The organism is Streptomyces sp. NPDC042336 (assembly GCF_055581985.1).
Genome location: NZ_JBVJEA010000006.1, coordinates 46699 through 69016, shown reverse-complemented (window position 1 = coordinate 69016; position 22318 = coordinate 46699). Strand labels below are relative to the sequence as shown.

The 22318-nt window shown below is 72.7% G+C and carries 16 protein-coding genes; all 16 read right to left on the bottom strand.

Annotated features, from left to right (window positions below):
- Position 1 precedes the first annotated feature (1 nt).
- Complete coding sequence (locus tag ACZ6IM_RS15105) at positions 2-1285, bottom strand: DUF4910 domain-containing protein (RefSeq protein ID WP_469556881.1); 1284 nt, start codon at positions 1283-1285, stop codon at positions 2-4.
- Complete coding sequence (locus tag ACZ6IM_RS15100) at positions 1273-2298, bottom strand: NAD-dependent epimerase/dehydratase family protein (protein ID WP_052841077.1); 1026 nt, start codon at positions 2296-2298, stop codon at positions 1273-1275. The genes ACZ6IM_RS15105 and ACZ6IM_RS15100 overlap by 13 nt, the downstream gene beginning before the upstream one ends.
- A gap of 3 nt (positions 2299-2301) precedes the next feature.
- Positions 2302-2949 (bottom strand): PIG-L deacetylase family protein, encoded by a 648-nt coding sequence (locus tag ACZ6IM_RS15095; protein ID WP_052841076.1) that lies wholly within the window; start codon positions 2947-2949, stop codon positions 2302-2304.
- Entirely contained in the window at positions 2946-3752 is an 807-nt protein-coding gene (locus tag ACZ6IM_RS15090) for a glycosyltransferase family protein (protein WP_052841075.1), read from the bottom strand. Before ACZ6IM_RS15090 ends, ACZ6IM_RS15095 begins: the two co-directional genes overlap by 4 nt.
- The gene (locus tag ACZ6IM_RS15085; protein WP_052841074.1) at positions 3749-4999 is read right to left on the bottom strand and encodes a class I SAM-dependent methyltransferase; all 1251 of its coding nucleotides are present in this window, start codon (positions 4997-4999) and stop codon (positions 3749-3751) included. The genes ACZ6IM_RS15090 and ACZ6IM_RS15085 overlap by 4 nt, the downstream gene beginning before the upstream one ends.
- Positions 4996-6237 carry a glycosyltransferase gene (locus tag ACZ6IM_RS15080; protein WP_469556878.1) on the bottom strand — a complete coding sequence of 414 codons (1242 nt, stop codon included), beginning with the start codon at positions 6235-6237 and terminating at the stop codon, positions 4996-4998. Before ACZ6IM_RS15080 ends, ACZ6IM_RS15085 begins: the two co-directional genes overlap by 4 nt.
- A 2-nt stretch (positions 6238-6239) precedes the next feature.
- Complete coding sequence (locus ACZ6IM_RS15075; RefSeq protein ID WP_469556877.1) at positions 6240-7472, bottom strand: O-antigen ligase domain-containing protein; 1233 nt, start codon at positions 7470-7472, stop codon at positions 6240-6242.
- 1 nt (position 7473) lies between these two features.
- Positions 7474-9015, bottom strand: a complete 1542-nt coding sequence (locus ACZ6IM_RS15070) for a right-handed parallel beta-helix repeat-containing protein (RefSeq protein WP_469556875.1) — start codon at positions 9013-9015, stop codon at positions 7474-7476.
- Between the two features lie 22 nt (positions 9016-9037).
- Positions 9038-11005 carry a heparinase II/III family protein gene (locus ACZ6IM_RS15065; RefSeq protein ID WP_469556873.1) on the bottom strand — a complete coding sequence of 656 codons (1968 nt, stop codon included), beginning with the start codon at positions 11003-11005 and terminating at the stop codon, positions 9038-9040.
- Positions 11002-13197, bottom strand: coding sequence for a bi-domain-containing oxidoreductase (locus ACZ6IM_RS15060; RefSeq protein ID WP_469556871.1), 2196 nt, complete (start codon positions 13195-13197; stop codon positions 11002-11004). Before ACZ6IM_RS15060 ends, ACZ6IM_RS15065 begins: the two co-directional genes overlap by 4 nt.
- Positions 13198-13250: 53 nt before the next feature.
- Positions 13251-15185, bottom strand: coding sequence for an asparagine synthase (glutamine-hydrolyzing) (gene asnB / locus ACZ6IM_RS15055; protein WP_469556870.1), 1935 nt, complete (start codon positions 15183-15185; stop codon positions 13251-13253).
- A 3-nt stretch (positions 15186-15188) separates the two neighbouring features.
- Positions 15189-16751, bottom strand: a complete 1563-nt coding sequence (locus ACZ6IM_RS15050) for a Wzz/FepE/Etk N-terminal domain-containing protein (protein ID WP_052841067.1) — start codon at positions 16749-16751, stop codon at positions 15189-15191.
- Entirely contained in the window at positions 16748-18115 is a 1368-nt protein-coding gene (locus tag ACZ6IM_RS15045) for a Wzz/FepE/Etk N-terminal domain-containing protein (protein WP_052841066.1), read from the bottom strand. Before ACZ6IM_RS15045 ends, ACZ6IM_RS15050 begins: the two co-directional genes overlap by 4 nt.
- Positions 18112-19452, bottom strand: coding sequence for a glycosyltransferase family 4 protein (locus tag ACZ6IM_RS15040; protein WP_469556867.1), 1341 nt, complete (start codon positions 19450-19452; stop codon positions 18112-18114). The genes ACZ6IM_RS15045 and ACZ6IM_RS15040 overlap by 4 nt, the downstream gene beginning before the upstream one ends.
- The gene (locus tag ACZ6IM_RS15035; RefSeq protein WP_469556865.1) at positions 19442-20767 is read right to left on the bottom strand and encodes a nucleotide sugar dehydrogenase; all 1326 of its coding nucleotides are present in this window, start codon (positions 20765-20767) and stop codon (positions 19442-19444) included. The genes ACZ6IM_RS15040 and ACZ6IM_RS15035 overlap by 11 nt, the downstream gene beginning before the upstream one ends.
- Before the next feature lie 70 nt (positions 20768-20837).
- Positions 20838-22316, bottom strand: coding sequence for a sugar transferase (locus ACZ6IM_RS15030; protein WP_052841063.1), 1479 nt, complete (start codon positions 22314-22316; stop codon positions 20838-20840).
- Positions 22317-22318 lie beyond the last annotated feature (2 nt).

Sequence of the window (22318 nt, the reverse complement as noted above, 5' to 3'; positions counted from 1 at the left end):
GTCATGCCTTGATCAGTCCGGCGCCGTGCAGGGCGTCGGCCGCCGTGACGACGGTGCCGAACGGCAGCCCCGACCGCTCGGCCACGTCCAGCAGACTGTGCTCGCCGTCGGAGAGGCTGAGCACCCAGAGCATGGCCATCTGGGCCTGCTTCGCGTCGCTGCGGCCGCCCAGCGAGTTGTACAACCCGCGCCGCCCCAACTGCGGTTCCCCGTAAGGACTGAGGTTGACGTAGCGCCGGTTGCGGTCGAGGACGGCGAACGCCTCGCGGCAGACGGCGAGCGTGTCCGCCATCGCCGCCGGGGAGACGAAGTCCAGGTTGTCCGCCGACGTGTGGTACTCCGGATAGCCCGCGTACGGGGTCCGGGTGAGCGAGCCCACCCCGAGGTCGAACCCGGGCGAACAGTACTGCCGTTCGTCGTAGCCGTAGGGCGTGAACTCGGTGACGTGGTGCGGTCGTTCGGACGCGGTCAGCACATGCCGCAGCACCCGGTCGATCTCCGCGTCGCCGCGCCTGCTCTGCTTGTACGTGAGCCGGCCCGGGTCTCCCGCGCAGGCCAGCACCAGACCGTGCTTGACCCGCTCCACCCGCTCCCGGTTGCGGGCCAGCCAGGTGATCGCCCCGATGGTGCCGGGCGCGAAGACGAACCGGTACGTGTAGTACGGGTTCCGCTCCGCCAGCTCCCGGGCCAGGAACACCGCCACCGCGATGCCGGCCAGGTTGTCGTTGGCCAGCGACGGGTGGCACGTGTGGCAGGAGACGATCACCTCGTCGGTCACCTGCCCGGGGACCACGTGCTCGGCGTAGGTGAGGTGGCCGTCCGCCAGGGTGGAGTCGATGCGGACCTCGTAGTCGCCCTCCGGCAGTGCGTCGAGGGTCTCCTGGGCCAGGCAGAAGCCCCACTCCGGCCGGTAGTAACTCGTGCGGTACGGCACCCAGGACGGCTGCTCCGGCAGGGTGTGCAGGTGCGGGCGCAGCTCGGCCAGCGGCATGGTCGCCGACACCGGCACGCTGTAGCCGAGCACGTGGAGGCTCGACGCGGCGAAGTCGACGACCCGGCGCCCTGCCGCGTCGGCGACGTACGCGTCCCGGATGTTCCACTCCTGCGGCACCGTCCAGTCGAGCACCTGCGTCCCGGTCGGTACCTCGTGCACGTGCAGAGGGATGTACTCGTCGACGATCCGCAGGGTCGCGCGCACCCCGTCGCCGGTGATGCTCCGGCACAGCGGGTACATCCGCTCCACCAGGGCGTACATCTCCTCTCCGGGCTCGGTCATCGGCGCCACCGCAGGGTGTCGTCGACGGCGCCGGTCCCGGAGGCCGCGCGCAGCACGGCCAGGCGGGTGAAGCGCTGCTCGAAGGCCTCCCGGGTCAGCCCGTGCTCGCGGTAGGCGTCGGCGAGTTCGAGCGCGCCCTGCTTCACCGTCCACTCGCAGTCGAAGCCGGGGATCGCGGCCCGGAACCGGGAGAAGTCCACCCGGTAGGAGCGCGGATCGGCACCCGTCTCCCCGGTGATCACCACCTTGGATCCGGACACCGCCGCGGCGACCTCCTCGGCGATCTCGGCGACCGTGACGTTGTTGACCTCGCTGCCGATGTTGAACGCCCGGTCGTGCACCGCCTCGCGCGGCGCCTCCAGGGCGGCCGTGAAGGCCCGGGCGATGTCGGCGGCGTGCACCAGGGGGCGCCACGGGGTGCCGTCGGAGAGCACGAGCACCTCGCCGGACAGGAGCGCGTGGCCCACCAGGTTGTTGAGCACGATGTCCGCGCGCAGCCGGGGCGAGTAGCCGAACGCGGTGGCGTTGCGCATGTACACCGGGCTGAAGTCGCCGTCGGACAGCGCGTGCAGATCGTCCTCCACCCGCACCTTGGACTCCGCGTACGGCGTCACCGGGCGCAGCGGGGCGTCCTCGGTCACCAGGTCGCCACCGCCCGCGGCGCCGTAGACCGAGCACGTCGACGCGTACAGGAAGCGCTGCACCCCGGCGTCGCGGGCCAGCCGGGCCAGCCGCACCGACGCGTGGTGGTTGATGTCGTAGGTCAGCTCGGGCGCCAGCGATCCCAGCGGGTCGTTGGAGAGCGCGGCCAGGTGGATGACCGCGTCCACCCCGGCCACGTGCTCGGCCGTGAGGTCGCGCAGGTCGACCCGCCGCCCCGGGGGGTCGGCGGGTGCCGGTCCCAGGACGCAGTCGGCGAACAGGCCGGCGTCCAGCCCGACGACCTCGTGTCCGGCGGCCGTGAGGACCGGTGCCATCACGGTGCCCAGGTAGCCCTGGTGTCCGGTGAGCAGTACGCGCAAGGTTCAACCCCCCAGGTTGAGAGTGAGTTTGGCGACGTCGAACGCCTCGGCGTAGCGGGCGTGGCATTCGATGCCGCGGATCCGGGCGAGGCCCAGGAAGGCCTCCCGGTCGTACCAGGGGCGGTGCCGCTGCGAGGGGTAGTGCTCCTGCAGCAGCCGCACCTTCTCTTCGGCGGCCTCCGGCGTCAAGGGCTGGTAGGCCGACGGGCGGCCCAGGTCGCCGTCCCACTTGACGATCTCGTAGCGCAGTACGAGGTGGTCGCGGAACGCGGTGGTCATCAGCTTCGCCAGGCCGCGGTGGTCCTGGTGGGCGTCGTCGGTGCGCGGGGACAGGACGAGGTCCGGTTCGGTCCGCTCCCGCAGTTCCTCGACCGCGGCCTTGGCCTCCTCCCAGTGGGCAGGCATACGGCCGTCCGGCAGTTTGAGCACCGTCAGCCGCAGGTCGGCGTCCGGGCAGAAGGCGGCGAGCGCGGCCCGCTCCTCCTGCTCGCGTTCGCCGCCGCCGCCCGAGAGCACCAGTGCGTCCACGCGGACGCCCGGCCGCGCCCGGCACAGCGTCAGCAGGGTGCCGCCGGCGCCGATGGCGATGTCGTCGCAGTGCGCGCCCACCGCGACGATCCGGTCCGGGCGCCCGGCACTGAGCCGGATCACGCGGTCACCCCAGCGGTCGCGCCCGCTTCGTCCCGCTCCCACACGGCCCACGGACGCTCGCCCCGGGCGTAGGCGGTATCGAGCGCGGCCCGCTCCTTCACGGTGTCCGTCGGCTTCCAGAAGCCGCGGTGCTGGTGCGCCACCAGCCTTCCGCGCTTGGCCAGTTGGGTGCATCCGTCGGCCACCAGGTCCCCGTTCTCCGGGATGTGGTCGAAGACCTCCTGACGGAGCACGAAGTAGCCGCCGTTCTCCCACAGCGGCAGGTCGCTCACCGGCGTGATGCCGCCCACCAGACCGTCCTCGCCCAGGTCCACGCAGTGGAACGAGGACTGCGGCGGCACCACCATCATCGATGCCCCGGCGTCCCGGCGCGCGAAGGAGTCGATCATCTGCGGCAGGGGCGCGTCGGTGAGCACGTCGGCGTAGTTGGCGAGGAACATCTCGTCGCCGTCCAGATGGTGCCGCACCCGCCGCAGACGTTCCCCGATCGGCGACTCGATTCCGGTCTGCGCGAAGGTGATGGTCCAGTCGGCTATGTCGGCGGACAGCAGCTCGGTCCGCCCGCCCCGCAGCACGAAGTCGTTGGACGTCGTCTCCTCGTACTTGAGGAAGAAGTCCTTGATGTGGTGGGCCCCGTAGCCGAGGCACAGGATGAACTCCTTGTGCCCGAAGTGCGCGTAGTAGCGCATGACGTGCCAGATCAGCGGCCGCGGTCCGACCATCGCCATCGGCTTGGGCACGTCGTCCAACGCGCCCTCGCGCATCCGCATGCCGTAACCGCCGCAGAACAGTACGACCTTCATGCTGTGACCTTTCGGGACGCGGCCTCGACGATGCTCAGCTCCGGAATGGGAAACACCAGCCGGCCGCCCCACTCGTGCACGAACGAGAGCTGCTCGACCAGCTCGGCCCGCAGGTTCCACGGCAGGACGAGGACATAGTCCGGCCGGTCGGCGGCGATCCGCTCGGGCGGCAGGATCGGGATGCGGGTGCCAGGGGTGAACCTGCCGTGCTTGTAGGGGTTGCGGTCGACCGTGTACGCGAGCAGGTCGGGCCGGATGCCGCAATGGTTGAGCAGGGTGTTGCCCTTGCCGGGGGCTCCGTAGCCGACCACCGTCTCACCGCGCTCGGCCGCCTCGATCAGGAACCGCAGCAGGTCCCGGCGCACCTTGGCCACCCGGGCGGAGAACTCGGTGTACCCGGACAGCTCCCGCAGCCCGGCCGCCTTCTCCCGGTCCAGCACCTCGGCCACCCGCCTGCCCGGCTCACCGGCCACTTCGGCCGGGCGGGCCCACAGCCGGACGGAACCGCCGTGCGTGGGCAGCAGCTCGACGTCCACGAGGGCGAGTCCGCCGCTCGCCAGCGCCCGGATCGCGGACGCGACCGTGTAGTACTGGAAGTGCTCGTGGTAGATCGTGTCGTACTGGTTCTCCTCGATCAGCGTCAGCAGGTGCTGCACCTCGATGGAGACCCAGCCGTCGTCGGCGACCAGGGCCCGCAGCCCCTGGGTGAAGCCGACCACGTCGGGGATGTGCGCGTACACGTTGTTGGCCACGACCAGGTCCGCCGGACCGTGCTCGGCACGGACGGCCGCGCCGGTGTCCGGACTCAGGAACTCGGTGAGCGTGGGCACCCCCGCCTCCCGCGCCGTCGCCCCGACGTTCACCGACGGCTCCACGCCCAGGCAGCGGATCCCCCGGTCCACCATGTGCCGCAGCAGGTACCCGTCGTTGCTCGCCACCTCGACCACGAAGGCGTCCGGGCCGAGACCCAGCCGCTCCACGGCGTCCGTGACGAAGGTCCGCGCGTGCTCCACCCAGGAGGTCGAGTAGGAGGAGAAATACGCGTACTGCGTGAACGTCTCCTCCGGTGTGATCAGCGCGGGTATCTGCGCGAGCCAGCAGTCGGTGCAGACCCGCAGGTGCAGCGGGTACGCCGGCTCCGGCCGGTCCAGTTGGTCCGCGGCGAGGAAGCTCTCGCACGGCGGAGTCGCTCCGAGATCGACGACGCTCTCCATCGCCGCCGAACCGCAGAGTCGGCATCGTGTCATCTACTGCCCCCATCCCCCCTGCCCGCGCGGGTGTCCCCGCCACGAGCCTGTGCCGACCGCCCCGCGATCGCGGTGCGGTACCCCTCCAGCAGGCGCTCCAGCCCGACGGCCGGGCTGAACCCCTGCTCGTAACGGCGCCGGGCCGCCCGGCCCAGCTCCCGGTTCCGGTCCGGCTCCGCCGTGATCCGGCGCAGGCACGCCGCGAGCGAGGCGGGCTCGCCCGGCCGGTGCAGCAGCCCGGTCACCTGGTCCTCGACGAGCTCGACGAAGGCGCCGTGCCCGGCGGCTACGGCCGGAACCCCCGCCGCCATCGCCTCCACGACCACCAGGCCGAACGCCTCCAGCCACGTCGAGGGAGCCACCACGGCCACCGACCGCGCCAGGGCCTGCCTGCACTGCTCCGGGTCGTACAGGCCGACGTACCGCACGTCGTCCCGGCCGGCCGCCCAGGCGGTCACCTCGCGTTCCAGCGGTCCCGTGCCGGCGATGACGAGCGGGACCCCCACACCGCCGGCCGCGGCGAGCTCGTCCCACGCGGTCATGAGCAGCCGTACGCCCTTGGCCTCGGCGAGCCTGCCGAGATACAGCAGGTGCTCACCGGCCCCCGTACGGCGCGTCCCGGGCTCGGGCACGAAGTTGTGCTTCACCGCCAGCCGTTGCGGCGGCATGCCGGCCGCCACCAATACGTCGCGCTGCGCGGCGGAGATGCAGAAGAACCGCTCCACGCCGGACCACCAGCGCCGCCGGTTGGCCGACAGGCTGACCGCGAGCGGCACGGTCGCCAGCCGGGAGCCGCGGTAGCAGCCGTGCCGGACGGCGGGCAGCGGCGTCGACCCCACGCACTCGGTGCAGGGCCGCCCCTCGCGCTGCAGCGTGCCGGGCGGGCAGACCTGTGTGTAGTTGTGCAGCGTGGCGACGGCGGGCACCCCGGCGTCGGCGCAGGCGGCCAGCACCGCCGGGGACAGGAGCGGGAAGACGTTGTGGACGTGCACGACGTCCGGCCGCTCGGCACGCAGCCGGGCGGCCAGCTCCCTGCGGACGGCCGGGTTCCACGGCACGAGCAGCGGCACCGCGGCCTTGCCGGGCAGGGACTTGGCGGCGATGTCGTCGCTGCGCCGCTCGAACACCCCGACCCGGTGGCCGGCCGCGCGCAGCAGCTCCACCTCCTGGTCGACGACGTTGTTCTCGCCGCTCGGCTGGGCCGAGTTGTACCGGTTGTGCACCACGAGGACGTGCATGCTCAGGTCACCTCCGAGGTCCGCGCCCAGCGCGGGACGCGACGTCGAGGGGGGTCGGGCATCGGCAGGGGGCCGGCCGGGGCGGGCTCCGCCAGCAGCGAGGCGGCCACCGCGAGGTGCAGCAGGTACGGCGAGGCGTCGCCGAGGCCCGCCTCGGTGTACGAGGCGAGGGCGCAGTAGCCGATCAGGAAGATCGCGCAGGCCCGGGCCAGTGACGGCGGCCGCAGCAGCGCGACACCGCCCAGCACCACGAAGACCGCCGCCACCAGGGCGACGCCGGTCAGCCCCTGCTCGTGGTAGACGGCCAGCCAGCTGTTGTCGATCGGCAGCCCGTCGAACGACTTGTCGCCCAGGCCCATGCCGAAGACCTTCTCCCCGGTCGTCCGGGGCGCCGCCAGCAGCGCGTCCCAGACCTTGGCCCGGCCGGTGAGATTGCTGAAGTTCTCCTCGCTCTGCCCGCGCAGGAACCACGCCTGCAGCGCGGAGGCGAACACCACGGCGGCCACCGCGGCGCACAGCACCGCCCAGGAGAAGAAGCGGCGGGCGGCGGCGCTGGTCAGGGTGAGCGAGCCGATCGCGAGCGTCAGCCCGACGAGCAGGCCGAGCGTGGCCGTACGGGTATGGGTGAGCACGAGCAGCACGAGTGAGGGCAGGATGACCAGCGCCGCGCTGCGCCGGTCGGTCCGGCGGCCCAGGACGAGCAGCACGGCGAGCCCGATGATCACCGCGGCGTACTGTGCGATCTGCGGCGGGGTGAGCGGCCACAGCGCGCCGACCAGCCGCCCGCCGTAGAGGTCCGGCATGGCCGCGCCCGGCGAGACGAGCGCACCGGCGGCCACCGAGCACAGGACGACGAAGTACATCCGGATGTGGTGCCGGACGAACGTCGTGCCGCCGTCCCACCAGCGGCTGAGCAGCCACAGGGTGCCGACGAAGAGGGCCAGCCGGGCGCAGCGGAACAGGGCGCCGAGCCCGGACTGCAGGTCCGCGCTGGATATCACGCTCGGCACCAGCAGCAGGGTGAGCAGTAACAGGAAGGCACTGGCGCGCACGCTCAGCCGGTGATTGAGCGCGAGCGCCAGCGAGAACGCGAGGACCAGCGCGCCCATGGTGACCATCTGGATCAGCGAACGGGGCAGCGGGACGACCGTCTCCGCCCCCGTGGAGCCCAGCGTGTTGAGGACCAGCAGCCCCCAGACCGTCCCGACCAGCTTCGGTGTGCGCTCCGCGTCCATCTCAACCACCGTCCCGAGCCCGCAGGGTGCTGCCCGCGTCCTGGCGGTAGGGGGCGCCCTGCCACTGTCCGAAGTCGAGGACCCGGCTCGGGTCCTGGGCGACGAACTTCCACGGTCCGACGTAGACGTTGTCGTGCCAGCGGTTGTGCTGCCGGTGGGTGATGGCCTCGGCCACCCGCTCGCCCTGGTACGGAGACCAGTCCGGGTAGGTGCCGTAGTTGGCCAGCAGCGCCATGCGGTCGCAGTTCGACGTGCACTCCACGACGGTCTTGTCCAGGAGGAAGCGGTTGTCGTGGACGTCCACCCGCTGGGTCTTCCAGCGGCAGTCGGCGTACAGCGGTGCCTCGGCGATCGCCGGGCGGGCGCAGCGCTCGATGTCCTTCACCAGCAGGGTGCAGTCGCCCGACGATGTGTTGGCGGGACTGTTGCAGAACCGGTCGGCGTTCTCCCACAGGGTGATGCCGGACCAGTTGTCCTCCAGTACGTTCCCGTAGATCTCGATCTTGTCCGTGCGGGCCTCGACGCGCGGTTCACCGCCGGACTCGGAGATGTAGACCGTGGCGAAGGGGAAGTTGTCGCCGCCGTCGGTGTTCGCGCGGCCCTCGACCCAGTTGTTCCGGCGGATCGTGTTCTTCCGGACGACCGCGTTGTAGCTGGTCTCGTAGATCAGCGCGGCACCGTCGTTGGACTCGATGAGGTTGGACTCGATGAGGAAGTCGTTGTTGTTGGTGTCCGCCCACAGGCCGGTCCCGCGGTTGTCGTGCACCCAGTTGCCACGGATGTCGGCGCCCTCGACGGCCCAGAACTTGACGCCGCCGGTGCAGCCGCAGCCCGGCCGCTTGCGCTCCCAGTCGCCGGTGTTGTTGCCGGTGATCTCGTTGCCCTCGACCACCAGGTCGTTGATGGTGCCGTCGCCCTTGTACGCGTTCAGGCCGTACTGGCCGTTGTCGCGCAGACAACTGGCACGCACCTGCTGGCGGTCACCGGCCATCAGCCCGGCGCCGGAGTTGTCCCGGACCGTGGCGTGCTCGATCACCCACCCGTCGGCCGAGTCGTGGTTGACCACGCCCTCGTCGTGCGGCGCGGCGAAACCCTGCACGGTGAGATGGCCGATGGTGACGTCGGGTGCGGTGCCGCCGAACGCGTACCGGTTGGTCTTGCGCCCGTCGAGCACCGCGCCCGGCGCGCCGAGGTACCGGTTTCCTTCCTTGGGGACGACCTGCGCGTACCGGTCGGGTGCGAGCCGGTGCTTGCCCGGCCGCAGCCAGAAGGTGGTGTGCGCGGGGCTGTTGCGGGTCTTGGCGGCCAGGTCGCCGACGACAGCCGGATCGACGGTCACCGCGCCGGCCGGTGCCTTCGCCGGTCCGGCCGCCGGCTCGGCGCACACCCGGGCCGCGGGGGGCCCACCGGACGGGGAGGGCGAGGCGGAGGCGGACGGCCCCGGCGACGGCGCCTGCGACGTGCCGACACAGCCGGCCGCCAGCAGCGCCAGCGCCAGTGGCGCCGCGGCCGACACCGCCCGGCTCCGCCAGGTGATCGCCATGCGTCCTCCCCCCTTCCTGTGCCTAGTCGCGGAACCCGAGTACGGTCGTGAAGCCCTGCGCGTCGTCGGTGAAACCGGTCCCGACCAGCGTGGTGGCCGGTTCCTTGCGCCCGAAGCCGGGGGAGTACCAGCCGAGCGGCGGGTCGCTCTCCCCGCGATGGGCCCGCCAGGACAGCTCGCCCGGCAGGTCGAGCACCGCCGAGCGCTCCTCGCCGTCCCGGGCCCAGCTGAGCAGGGCGCGGCTCCCGGCCAGCTCGGCCGAGACCGCCGGGCCGAGGTGGAACGCGAGGCGCACGGCCCGGCGCGGGCCGCGCACCTCGTCCACCACCCGCAGCTCACGGCTCGCGGCCGTCAGCTCAACCCGGCGGCGGTGCACGGACGGCCCGTACCCGTCGTGCTCGGCGCACCAGCGGGACACACCCTCGTCGGAGGTGTCCACGGCCAGCACCCGGGTGCGGGCGTGCCGGGTCCACAGGAACGGGCCGCCGGAGAGGGACTGGTCGGTGCCGTCCAGCTCCAGGGTGTTGTGGCCGAGGGTCGACCGGAAGTACCGCCGCCAGGCGGGCTGCCCGTGGTAGCAGTACGTGCCCGGGTCGGCCAGCACGTCGACCCCGTCGTGCCGCACCTCCAGCGAGAGCGCGTCCGCGTGGGCGTGCGCGGCGATGGACAGGAAGCCATGCGGACCGCCGTCGCAGCGGCACCAGATCCCCGCCGGGCCGGGCAGGACCGTGAGCCCCGCGTCCGCGAAGTGGGCCGGCCTGCGCGCCGGACGGGTCACCGCCGGGCCGGCTTCCTCCTTGCCGTACGGCCGGATCAGCGCGGCCAGCAGCGGTGTGCGCACGTCGGTGCCGGTCACCGTCGGCCACCAGGGCAGGGAGCCGAACACGGCGTCCCCGGTGGCCAGCAGCGAGGCCCAGCGGTCGGTGCCCGCGCCGTCCACCACCAGGCCGTGGCCGTCGTCGGCGTCCCCCTGGCGCGGCGGGCGCAGCCGGCCGTCCACGACGGCGGCCAGCGCGTCGGTCATCCGCAGCAGCACCAGCCGGACCGTCGCGGGAACCGGCACACCGGCGGCGTCCGCCTCCGCCACCGCGGCCAGGCCCAGTTCCAGCACCAGCCCGTGGTACTCGGTGGCCAGCTCCCGGTTGAGGCCGGAGAGGAACGTGTTGGCGCGCAGGTGCCGCTCCAGCGACCGCAGCGCCTTGTCCCGCCACCTGGCCGAGTCGGGGAACCAGCCGAAGGCGCAGGACGCGGCCAACTGCCCGGCGGCCTCCGCCACGACATGGTTGTTCGCCGACGACCCCCGGCTGGGGAAGGCGGCGAGCCAGCGCTGGTGGTGCCAGATCTGCTCCAGGGCCGCCGGGTTGTCCTCGAACAGGGCGGCCGCGCCCGGCCAGCCGTCGAGCAGCCGGCGGATCCACACCCACGACAGCAGCCGGATCCCCAGCTCGATGCCGCTGACCCAGTGCACTCCGCGCAGCGGCGCGTTGGCCGCCCACCAGGACCGCAGGTGCCCGGCCACCCGCTCGGCGTACCGCTCGTCGCCGGTCACCGCGTAGGCGGCCGCGAGCACCGTGAGGTACTGGTGCCGGGACGGCTCCCAGATCTGCTTGATGTCCCCGACCGCGTCCTCGTCGCGGTACGGCACGTCGAAGGCGTAACCCCACGGCGCCCGGCGCCCGGTCTTCGGGTCGTACGTCCAGTCGGGGTCGGCCAGGTCGTCGCGGACCACGCCGAAGTACTCGGCGTGCCCGGCCATCAGGCGGTCGGCCTCGGCGACGAGGCGCTTCGCGGCGTCCGGCGGCACCGCGGCGATCGTCCCGGCGGGCAGGACCGCGGTGAACCGGGCCCCGGTCACACTCGGGGCGTCCGGCCGCACCGACCGCCACCGCCGCCTGCGCACGGTGTCGCCCACCCGGCCGCCCACCTCGCGCGGCCCCATCCGGGACAGCCGCCGCAGGTACCAGCCCGCACTCCCCGGTGCCGCCGTCATCGCGCCTCCGCCAGGGTCACCGGAGCGCCGCCGGTCAAGGCGGCCCGCACGGCCAGGGTGGCCGCCGTCGTCGCGACCAGCGAGGGCAGCGGCACCGGCATCGGCCCGCCGGTCCGCACCGCCCGGACGAACGCGGCCAGTTCGGCCGGCTGGCCCTTGTCCCGGGCCTTGGGCAGCCGGGAACTGACCCACCGCTTGCGGCCGTCGTAGACGGAGCTGCGGACGAAGTCGTCGAGCTGCAGCACCTTGCCGTCCGCGACCAGGTCCAGCGTCTCCTTCGGGAAGCCCGCCGCGCCGGTGGTGACATAGCTGATGGTGGCGGTGGAACCGTCCGGGTAGCCCAGCACCACCTGGAGGTCCTCGTTTCCGGACGGGGCGAGGGCGTACACCGAGACCGGGTCGGCGCCCAGCAGCCAGCTCGCCGTGTCCACGAAGTGCCCGCCCTCACCGGCGAACCGCGAGCCCTCGGTGCCCTGATGGAGGTACCAGCTGCCGTGGTCGAGCCGCCCCGCGTTGACCAGGTAGCGCAGGCTCGCCGGACCGGTGCGGGCGCCGAACCGCTTCCTGGCCTCCTGGAGCAGCGGCGCGAACCGGCGGTTGAAGCCCACCTGCAACCGGTCGTTGCCGGACTCCTCCACCGCGGCGAGCACACCGGTCAGCTCCTCCTCGGTGAGCGCCAAGGGCTTCTCCACGAACACGGCCTTGCCGGCCAGCAGCGCCCTGCGGGTCAGTTCGGCGTGCGAGCTGTGCCGGGTGACCACGAACACCGCGTCGACGGACGCGTCGCCGAGCACGGCGTCCAGATCGGTGGTCGCCTCCCGGAAGCCGAACTTCCGCTGCGCGTTCGCCGCGGACAGCGCGGTCGTGGTGACGACCGTCGACAGCTCGACACCGTCGCGCTGTGCCAGGTGCGGCAACAGCATCGACGTCGCGTAGTTCCCCGCGCCGACGAAGGCGAGGCGCACCGGCGTCTTCGCCGCCCGCGCCGGGGCGGAGGACCTGCCGCCGCCGCGCACCGCGGGCACGGTCATCACCGGCGCACCGTCCGACGGCCCTTCCTCCGCGTCCTGTTCGGGGTACCGGAACAGCACGGCCACGGCCTTCAGATCGCCGTCCTTGAGGTGCTGATACGTCTCCACGGCGTCGTCGAAGGCGGCGGTACGGGTGATCAGCGGCTCCACGTCGACGCGGCCCCTGGCGGCGAGATCGAGGAAGCACGCCAGGTTGCGCCGCTCGGTCCAGCGCACGTAGCCGATCGGGTAGTCCCGCCCCTCGATCTCGTACTCCGGGTCGTAGCGCCCGGGACCGTAGGAGCGGGAGAACCGGACGTCGAGCTCCTTCTCGTAGTACGCGTTCCACGGCAGGTCCAGGCGGCACTTGCCGATGTCGACGACCCGGCCCCGGTCACGGCACAGCCGGGCGGCCAGCTCGACGGGCTGGTTGCTGCCACCTCCGGCGGCCAGATACACCTGGTCCACCCCGTGGCCGTCGGTGAGTTCGGCCACGGCACTCTCCACGGCCGGGGACGCGGGGTCGCCGCAGGCCGCCGCGCCCAGCCGCTCGGCCAGCTCGCAGCGCGCCGGGTCGGGGTCGACGCCGACGACCCGGACGCCCGAGGCGGTGAGCAACTGCGCCACCAGCTGCCCGATCAGCCCGAGGCCGATGACCAGGGCCGTCTCGCCGAGCCGCGACTCGCCCTGGCGGACCCCCTGCAGGGCGATCGACCCGACGGTGCCGAAGGCCGCGTGCCGGGGTGCGAGTCCGTCCGGCACCGGGGCGTAGAGGTTCTTCGGGACCCAGTTCAGCTCGGCGTGCAGGGCGTGCTCGTTGCCGGCGCAGGCGACGAGGTCGCCGGCCTTCACGTCGTCGATCCCGGCGCCGACCTGCTCGACCACCCCGCACAGCGAGTAGCCGAGCGGCGTGTAGGAGTCCAGCTTGCCCATCACCTTGCGGTAGGTGGCGGGCACCCCGTTGGTGGCGACGCTCTGCACGACCTTGGCCACCTGGTCCGGCCGGGAACGGGCCTTGCCGAGCATCGACATGCCGGCCTCGGACACCTTCATCAGCTCGGTGCCGGTGGAGATCAGCGAGTAGGCGGTCCGCACCAGCACACCGCCCGGCTTGCAGCCCGGCACCGGCACGTCGAGCAGCGCCAGCTCGCCGCTCTTGTAGTTCTGCACAACCTGTTTCACCGAAGGTCCTCTTGTCTCTCTGCCGGTCTTGGTGCGGGGGAGGTGCCGGGGTGCTACGCCGTCGACGGGGAGTCGTGGCCGGCCCCCGAGGTGGCGCCGCGGTACCAGTACTCGAGGGTCAGCACGTGCCACAGGTGCTTGGAGAAGTCCCGCTGCCCGGAGGCGTCCTCGGCGACGAGCCGCTGAAGCGCGTCGCGGCGCAGGAAACCGGAGCGCACCAGCTCGCCGTCGTTCACCACCTCGCGCACCAGCGGCGCCAGGTCCCGGCTCATCCAGGCCCGCAGCGGGGCGCTGAACAGACCCTTGGGCCGGTACACGATCTCCCGGGGCAGGACCGAGGCCGCCGCCTCCTTCAGGACGGCCTTGCCCTGCCGTTTGACGATCTTGCGGTCACCGGGGACGGCGAACGCCGCCTTCACCACCTCGACGTCCACGTACGGCACCCGTACCTCGGTCGACGCGGCCATGCTGGAGCGGTCCGTGTAGGCGAGGTTCAGGCCCGGCAGGAACATCCGGGCATCGCCCAGGCACATGCGGTTCACGAAGTCGTCGAGGTCGTTGTCCTGGTAGACGTCCGCGTGCTCGGTCAGCACGTCGTCGACCGTCCCGGCCAGATCCGGATCGATCAGGGCGAGCAGCTCCGCCCGGTCGTACATCGTGTAGCTGCGCCGGAAGGCGGTCTCCTCCGACAGGTCGGCGAAGGAGAGGAACCGCTTCGCGAAGCGCACCGACCGGTAGCCCCGGCGGCTCGTCGCGACCGGGAGCCGGTCCACGGCCGCGGACAGCCCGCGCCGCAGCGGCCGCGGCACGCGCTGGTAGCGCAGCGCCAGCACGTTGGCCAGGTGCTTGCGGTACCCGGCGAACAGCTCGTCGGCACCCATCCCCGAGAGCATCACCTTGACCCCGGCCTCCCGGGCGGCCGAGCAGATCAGGAAGGTGTTGATCGCGGCGGGGTCGCCGATCGGCTCGTCCAGGTGGTACGTCATCCGCGGCAGCAGGTCGAGCACGTTCGGGGCGATCTCGATCTCGTGCAGGTCGACGCCGAACCGCTCGGCCACCTGCCGGGCGTAGCGCAGGTCGTCGGGCATCGCCTCGAACCTGGCGTCCTCGGCGCGGAAGCCGATCGTGTAGGCGGAGATGCCGGGCCGGTCGCGGGCGGCCAGCGCGGTGAGGTAGCTGGAGTCCAGCCCGCCGGAGAGGAACGTCGCCACCGGCACGTCCGAGAGCAGGTGGCGCCGGGTCGACTCCTCGACCACGGCGGCCAGGTCCGGCTGCTCGCCGCTCAGGGCCCGCTCCCGGCCCTCGGCGGCGACGTCCCTCAGGTTCCAGAACCTGCCGCGCTCCACCCGGCCGTCGGGCCGGCACCGCAGCCAGCTCCCCGGCGGCAGCTTCTCCGCCTCGCGGAACGCGCAGCGCGAGTCAGGCACCCAGTAGTACAGCAGCGAGGCCACCAGCGCCGCGTGGTCCACCTCCAGCTTCCCGCCGGTCACGGCGGCGAGCGCCTTGAGTTCGGAGGCGAACACCAGACCCCCGCCGCGCCGCAGCAGGAACAGCGGCTTGATGCCGAGCTGGTCGCGGGCGAGCACCAGTTCACCGGTGCGCTCGTCGAAGACCGCGAACGCGAACATGCCGCGCAGCCGGGCCAGGCAGTCGGTGCCCCAGCGCCGCCAGGCCTCCAGCACCACCTCGGTGTCGGAGGTGCCCCGGAAGCGCACCCCCGCGGACTCCAGCTCGCCGCGCAGTTCGGGCGCGTTGTACAGCTCGCCGTTGTAGGTCAGGGCGAGGCCGTCCGAGACCATCGGCTGGGCGCCCGTCCCGGACAGGTCGATGATGGCCAGCCGGCGGTGCCCGAGCTGCACCTCGCCGTCCCCGGCGGGATGGCCGTAGCGGCCCGCACCGTCCGGACCGCGGTGGGCGAGGACGTCGGTGAGCCGGTCGGTCACGGCCTTGCCGTCCGGCCAGTGGTACGTGCCTGCGATGCCGCACATGTGCTACCGCGCCTCCTGATCGCTGTCCGGGACCGTCGCGGCCGGCATCGAGGGCCGTTCCGCCCGGAGCCGGCCGTCCCCCACCGCCTGGACGGCGTGGGAGGTTCCCCCGCCGTTGTGCCGCTTCGGCCGTTCGTCGTGGCCACGCCGCGCGAGGTGCGGACCGTCCCACAGGGTGCCGTCGGTCCGGTCGCGCGGATCGGGGTCGATCAGGACCACCCCGATCACGGCGATGCGCTGGTCCGCGAGCTGCCGCGCCACGGTGTGCAGCCAGGCGGTGCTGGCGTGCCCCACCCGCACGACGAGCACCGTCCGGCTGCCGAGGTAATGGAGGTCGGTCCACGCCGTACCGGGCGCCACCGAGCCGACGCCGAGCCGGCGCACATGGAGCGGCTCGGCCGCGGCGCGCTCGCCGCTCAGCACGGTGGGGCCGCCCGGTTTCCCCCGGCCGGCGGCGAGTTCCGTGCCGGGCAGACCGTCCACGACGACCACGGGCCCGTCCGCCTGAAGCGCTCCGGCGACGTCCAGGGCGATCACGGCGGTGCCGCGCGCACAGCCCAGTTCCAGCAGCGACACCGGTTCCACGGAACCGCGCACGACGCGGGCCAGCGTGGTGGCGAGCCGTTCGCGTGCCGCCCGGGTCCGCCGGCGCTGCCACGACCGGGCCGACCGGCGCGGCCCGCGGCGCAGCTCCGCGAGGACCGAGGCGCCCAGGTGCGCGGCGATCTCCCGGCGCAGCACGGGGCGGTCCGCGACCACCGCGCCGACCGCGGCCAGCGCGAGCCCGAGAACGAGCCCGAGGACCAGCCCGATCGCGGCATCGGTGGCCACGGCCCTCGGCAAGGAGTGCCGCACCGCGTGCGGGGCGTCCACGATCTTCGTGCCGGCGACCACCTCGGGCGTGCCGGTGAGCGCCTCCGCGGCCCGCTGGTCGAACTCGGCGATCCGCGAGTCGAGTTCGGCCCGGCGGGCGAAGAGCGACTCGATGCTCGCCGACGCCTTCGGCTCGTCGTCCGGCGAGCGGTCCCCGATCGACCTGTTGACCTCGGCCAGCTCCTTGCGCATGCGGTCACGCTGGTCCAGCAGGGACTCCGACTCGGCCTCGGCGCCCTCCCGCATCCGCCGTACGTGGTCCGCGACGAACGTCTCGGCCAGCGCCTTGGCCCGGGCCACCGCGTCCGCGTCGCTGTCACCCGTCACGTCGATCCGCAGCAGGTTGTTGGTCAGCCCGGTGCCCCGGTAGTCCTGCATGAAGTCTTCCGGGTCCTCCCGGGAGCCGAGGGACCGCAGGGCCTCGGCGGCGATCCGTGTGGTGTCCAGCAGTTCGACATCGGTGCGGATCAGCGTTCCGGTGTCGTTCGGCTGGTCGTCCTTGTGCGCGACCAGCACCTTGGCCACCGCGGCCGGCCTGGGCGGCAGCAGGACCGCCACGGCCGCGCCGGCCAGCAGGCCCAGCAGGGCCAGCGAGGCCCACAGGCGCCGCCGCCTGCGCACCGCCACGACCAGTGCCTGCAGGTCCAGCAGCGGAGCGGAGGCGGACGACTGCGAAGCCGTACTCGTCGTCACGCGGCACCTCCCGTCGCGTTCTCGTGCACCGGAGCCACCGCGGTGGCGTTCTCCGGAGGGCGGCCGGCCGGTCCCGCCGGACGGGCCCGGACCGCGCCGGCGACGACGACGCCGACGACCGCGTGCCCGCCGTCCGCGCACGCCTCGGCGAGGCCGGCGAGTTCCTCCGCGGTGCGGCTGCCCGCGCCCAGCACGAGCAGGACACCGGACTCGGTGTCACGGTCCGGCACCATCGGCCGGGCGACCGGGACCTCCACCAGCCGCAGCAGCGGTTCGCCCTCGGCCTCGGCGGCGAGCCGCTCCGCGGCCCGTCGGGCGACCTCGTCGTCGTCCGTTACGACGACCAGCAGCCGCCGGGCGTCCGGCAGCCGTTCCCGCAGGCGCGCGCACACCCGCCGGTAGCGGAGCCGCCGCCCGGCCTCGTCGCCGGAGGACTGCGGGACCGGCAGGTCCCACCGGACGTCGGTGCCCAGCAGCCACCGGAGCCGGGCCCGCGCGCCGCGCGCCTTCGGCCGGTGGGCGCGCCGGTCACGGGGTACGTCGACGGTGCCCAGCAGCGCCGAGCGCAGCGCGGCAGCGATCTCGCGTTCGGAGCGCAGCCGCCGGTTCACCCGCGCCGCGGCGAGATGACCGACGATCGCGAGTACGAAGAACAGCAGCGCGCCGCCGCCGATGAGCTGCGCCCTCGTCGGCGGAGCCTCGCCGGTCGGCCGGGCCGCCGGCCCCATGACGACCAGGCCGGCCCTGTTGTTGGCCGGGTCGGCCTCCTCGAGCTTCTGCATGGCCTCCTGCAGCGTGGTGCGCAGCTTCTCCAGCTCGGTGCGGGCCTGCACGCTCTCCACGGTCTGCCCCGGATCTGCCGCGTTGGCCAGGTCGGTGATGCGCTGGTTGGTCCGCTTGACCTGCTCCCGCAGTGCCTCCGGCCCCGCCGCCTCGTCGGGATCGGTGCTGCCGCTCGCGATCCGCGCCGCGAACGTCACGAACTGCTTGGCCACTTCGTCCGAGAGCCGCTGCGCACGCTCCGGGCTCTCGGCCGTGCCGGAGATCTTGACGACGTTCCCGTCGGCGGTCTCGGCGCTCACCCGGTCACGCAGCTCGCTGTCGCTCACCCCGCTCCAGCCGAGCTCCTCGCCCGCCCGGTCGACCACCGACGAACTGGTCGCGATCTCGACCTGGGTGACCAGCTCGCGCTCCTCCCACGGTCCCGGCAGCAGGACCGAGGCGGACGCCGTGTAGCGCGGCGGGAACAGCACCGAGACGCCGTAGCCGACGAGTGCGCCCACCACGACGAGGACGGCGAGCAGCCGCCGGCGCCGACGGAGAATTCGCCCGACCGTGACCAGGCGTATCGTGTCATCGCTCAACGGCGCGACCTTCCCCCTGCTTTGATCCTTGCCCTGATCCCCGCTCTGATCCCGGCCGTGATCCCCGCTCCGACCGGGACGCCCGCCGGCACCGGAATGTGGTTGCGGCAGGCGGCGGCGTACGCGGCGAGCAGCGCCGTCTGCGAGTTGCGCCAGGAGAGCTGCCCGTTGACGCGTTCCTGGCCGATCTTGCCCATCCGGGCGCGCTCGTCCGGGTCGTCAAGCAACCGCGCGACCAGCCCGGCGAACTCCGCCTCGTCGTTGGCGGCCGCGTACAGGGCGGCGTCACCGGCGGAGACGCGCGCCTCCCGGAGGTCGAACGAGACGATCGGCCGGCCCATCGCCATGTACTCCAGGACCTTGTTCATGGTCGACACGTCGTTGAGCGGATTGCGCGGGTCGGGGGAGAGGCACACGTCCGCCGTGGACAGGTAACGCACCAGGTCGGCGTCCGGAATGCGCCCGGTGAACTGCACCTGCTCACCGAGCCCCAGTGACCGGGACAGCTCCACCATGGCGTCGAAGGCGTCACCGGAGCCGACGAACACCGCGTGCCAGTCGGTCCGTCCGACCTCGTCGCGCAGTTTCGCCAGGGCCCGCAGGGCGTAGTCGACGCCGTCCTGAGGACCCATGACGCCCAGGTAGCACAGCAGATGAGGCTTGCCGCGCTTCAACTCGGGGTCGGGCGGGACCGGTTGAAAGCGGTCGGTCGCGGGCGCGCTGCGCACCACGAAGACGTCGTCCGGGCGCCGGCCGCCCCGGTGCACCGCGACGTCCTTGTAGCTCTCGTTCGTGGCGAGCACGATGTCCGCGGCCCGGTAGGTCATCCGCTCCAGGGCGCACACGGCGCGGTAGAGGAAGTCCTTGCCGCGGCCGAACCGGGAGAGGTACAGCTCGGGTATCAGGTCGTGCTGGTCGAAGACGAACCGCGCGCCGCGCCGCTTGAGCCACAGGGCCGGAAGGAACAGCAGGTCGGGCGGGTTGCAGGCGTGGACCACGTCGACCGGGCCGACCCTGCGGGCCAGCCGGGCGGTGTGCCAGAGCGCCGCGCCGTACTCCCGCAGGTAGCCGGCCGGTCCTCCGGTGGCCGCGCGCAACGGGTAGCGGTGGATGCGCACCCCCTCGACGACCGCTTCGGCCTCCGTGTCCCGCTTGGTGCCCCGGGGGCAGATGACGTGCACCTCCCAGCCCGCGTCGCGCAGGGTCGTGCACTCCTGCCACACCCGCCGGTCGAAGGGCACCGACAGGTTCTCCACCAGGATCAGCGCGCGCCGCCCCGGCCGGTCGCCGGTGCTGCCGCCGAGCGGCGTGTCACCGGACGTCGAGTCACCAAGCAAGGCCCACGTACCCCGGTTCGGTCCGGCGCGTGTCGGCGTCCGGAAGGTGGACGAGGTCGATCAGCAGCGGTCCGCCGCCATGGGGCAGCGCCGCCAGCACGGCCGGGTCCCTGGTGCCGACCAGGCACACCTCGGCGTGTTCCAGGACCTCGTCGACCGAGTCCGCGAGCAGCTGGGCGAGGTGCGGCAGCCGGGTCTCGACGTACTCGCGGTTCGCGCCGAGCAGTCGGGACAGGCTCACGTTGGCGTCGTGGATCTTCAGGGCGTAGCCCTTGCCGAAGAGCCGCTCCGCCAGTTCGACGAGCGGGCTCTCCCGGAGGTCGTCGGTGCCGGGCTTGAAGGACAGCCCGAACAGCCCGACCCGGCGCTTCCCGGTGCGCTCCACCAGCTCCACCGCGCGCTCCAGGTGCGCGGAGTTGGAGGGCAGCACATGGGACAGGATGGGCACCGACACGTCGGCCCGCTGCGCGGCGTGGACCAGGCTGCGCAGGTCCTTGGGCAGGCAGGAGCCGCCGAAGGCGAAGCCGGGCCGCAGATAGGCGGGGCTGATGTTCAGCTTGCGGTCGGCCAGGAAGACGTCCATGACCTGGTGCGAGTCCACCCCGAGCGCCTGGCACACCGCGCCCAGTTCGTTCGCGAAGCCGATCTTGAGGCCGTGGAAGGCGTTGTCCGCGTACTTGATCGCCTCGGCCGTCGCGACCGGCACGCGGAACACCTCGCCGGGAAGGCTCTCGTACAGGGCCAGCACCGCGTCACCGCTGGCCGGGTCGAGTTCACCGATGACGGTCTTGGGCGGGTCGAAGAAGTCCCGCACGCTCGTGCCCTCGCGCAGGAACTCCGGGTTGACCGCGACCCCGAAGTCCACCCCGGCGGTGCCGCCGACGTACTTCTCCAGGATCGGCACCAGCAGGTTCACACAGGTGCCCGGGAGCATGGTGCTGCGGAACACCACGGTGTGCCGCCCGCCGCGTCCACCACGGTCCGCCAGCGCGGCGCCGATCTCCTCGGTGACCCGTTCCAGGTACGTGGTGCACAGGCTGCCGTTGGGCTCCGACGGCGTGCCCACGCAGACGAGGGATATCTCGCTGTCCATGATCGCCTCGCGGACGTCACGGGTGGCCCGCAACGCTCCGCTGCCCACGACCTCGGCGATCAGTTCGCCGATCCGTTCCTCCACCACCGGGGCCTTGCCGTCGTTGACCAGGTCGACCTTCACCTGGTTCACATCCACCCCGATGACCTCGTGCCCCATGCCGGCCAGGCACGCGGCCGACACACAGCCCACATAACCGAGGCCGAAAACGCTGACCCTCATGACACGTTCCTCCCCCCAGGCAGACCCCGACGGTCTGCGATCCACGCGTCGGCCCGGCGGCCCTCGCGCATCAGTACGCCCCGTGCCCATGGACCACCGCGCGCAGCGTCTTCCACAAGATCACTGTGTCCAGCGCGAGCGACCAGTCCTCCACGTACCGCAGGTCCAGCCGGACCGCCTCGTCCCACGGCAGGTCGCTGCGTCCGCTGATCTGCCACAGGCCGGTGAGTCCGGGCTTGACCAGCAGCCGTCTTCGGATGTCCGGCCCGTACGCCGCGGACTCCTCGGGCAGCGGAGGCCGCGGACCCACGAGCGACATCGATCCGGTGAGTACGTTGAACAGCTGCGGCAGCTCGTCGATCGAGTAACGGCGCAGTACGGCTCCCACCCGGGTCACCCGGGGGTCCCGGCGGAGCTTGAACAGCAGGCCCGCGCCCTCGTTGCGGTCGGCCAGCGCGGCACGTGCCCGGTCGGCGCCGGCGACCATGGTGCGGAACTTGAGTATGGTGAACTCGCGACCGTTCTTGCCGACCCTGCGCTGGCGGTAGAACGCCCCGCCCCGGCTGTCCGCCAGGACGAGCAGTGCGACGAACACCATCAGCGGTGCGAAGAGCGCCAGCAGGACCGCCGCGCCCAGCCGGTCGACCACCGCCTTGACGACCCGGCGGCCCCCGGTGAAAGTCGGCATGCTGACCCGCAGCAGCGGTATCCCGAGCACCGCGTCGACGTGCAGCCGCGGACCGGCCACCTCCATCAGCACGGGGGCCACGACCATCTCGGCGTCGCTGCCCTCCAGGTTCCAGGCCAGCCGCTGCAGCCGGTGCGGTGACCAGTGCGGGTCCGGGGTGACCGCGACCACCCGGTAGCCGTCGCGGCGGACGTGATGCGCGACGTGCTCCAGCGGGCCGACGACCGGCACTCCGTCCAGTTCGTCACGCTCGACCCCGGCGCCGAGCGTCGTGCAGACCGCGTCCACGCGCCAGCCGAGGTGCGGGAACCTCCGGGTCCGGGCGATCAGATCGCGCACGGTGGCCGGGCTGCCCGCGGCGAGCACCGGTCGCAGGCAGCGCCCCTCCTTGCGCTGCCGGTGCAGCCGGACGCGCAGCGCATAGCGCGAGATCATGGTGACGATCGCGATCGCGGGAACGGCGACGAAGATCCAGAGTTTGATGTTGCGCGAGGTGAGGGCGATTCCGCCGAGCGCCAGCACGACGGTCGCCACGAACAGCGAGCGTCCGAGCCGGCGGAATTCCTCGGCGCCCTGACCGAGTACGGCCGGTGCCCACGACCGGCTCACCGCGAGCGCGCCCAGAACCAGCAGCCAGGTGCCGAACGCGAGAATTCCCCATTTCTCGTGCCAGTTGGCCGCGTCCCGGACCCCGAAGAAATTGCCGATGCCCGCCACCACGAAAGCGGTGGTCACGGCATCGCTGGTGATCACGGTACGGCGATATCGCTGCTCCCAGTCGCTCGCGGGCCGGCTGGTTGCTCCGTCCGCCAGCTGCCCGCTCGCAGACGGAAACGGGCTGACCAATCCCCCTTGCCGCACAG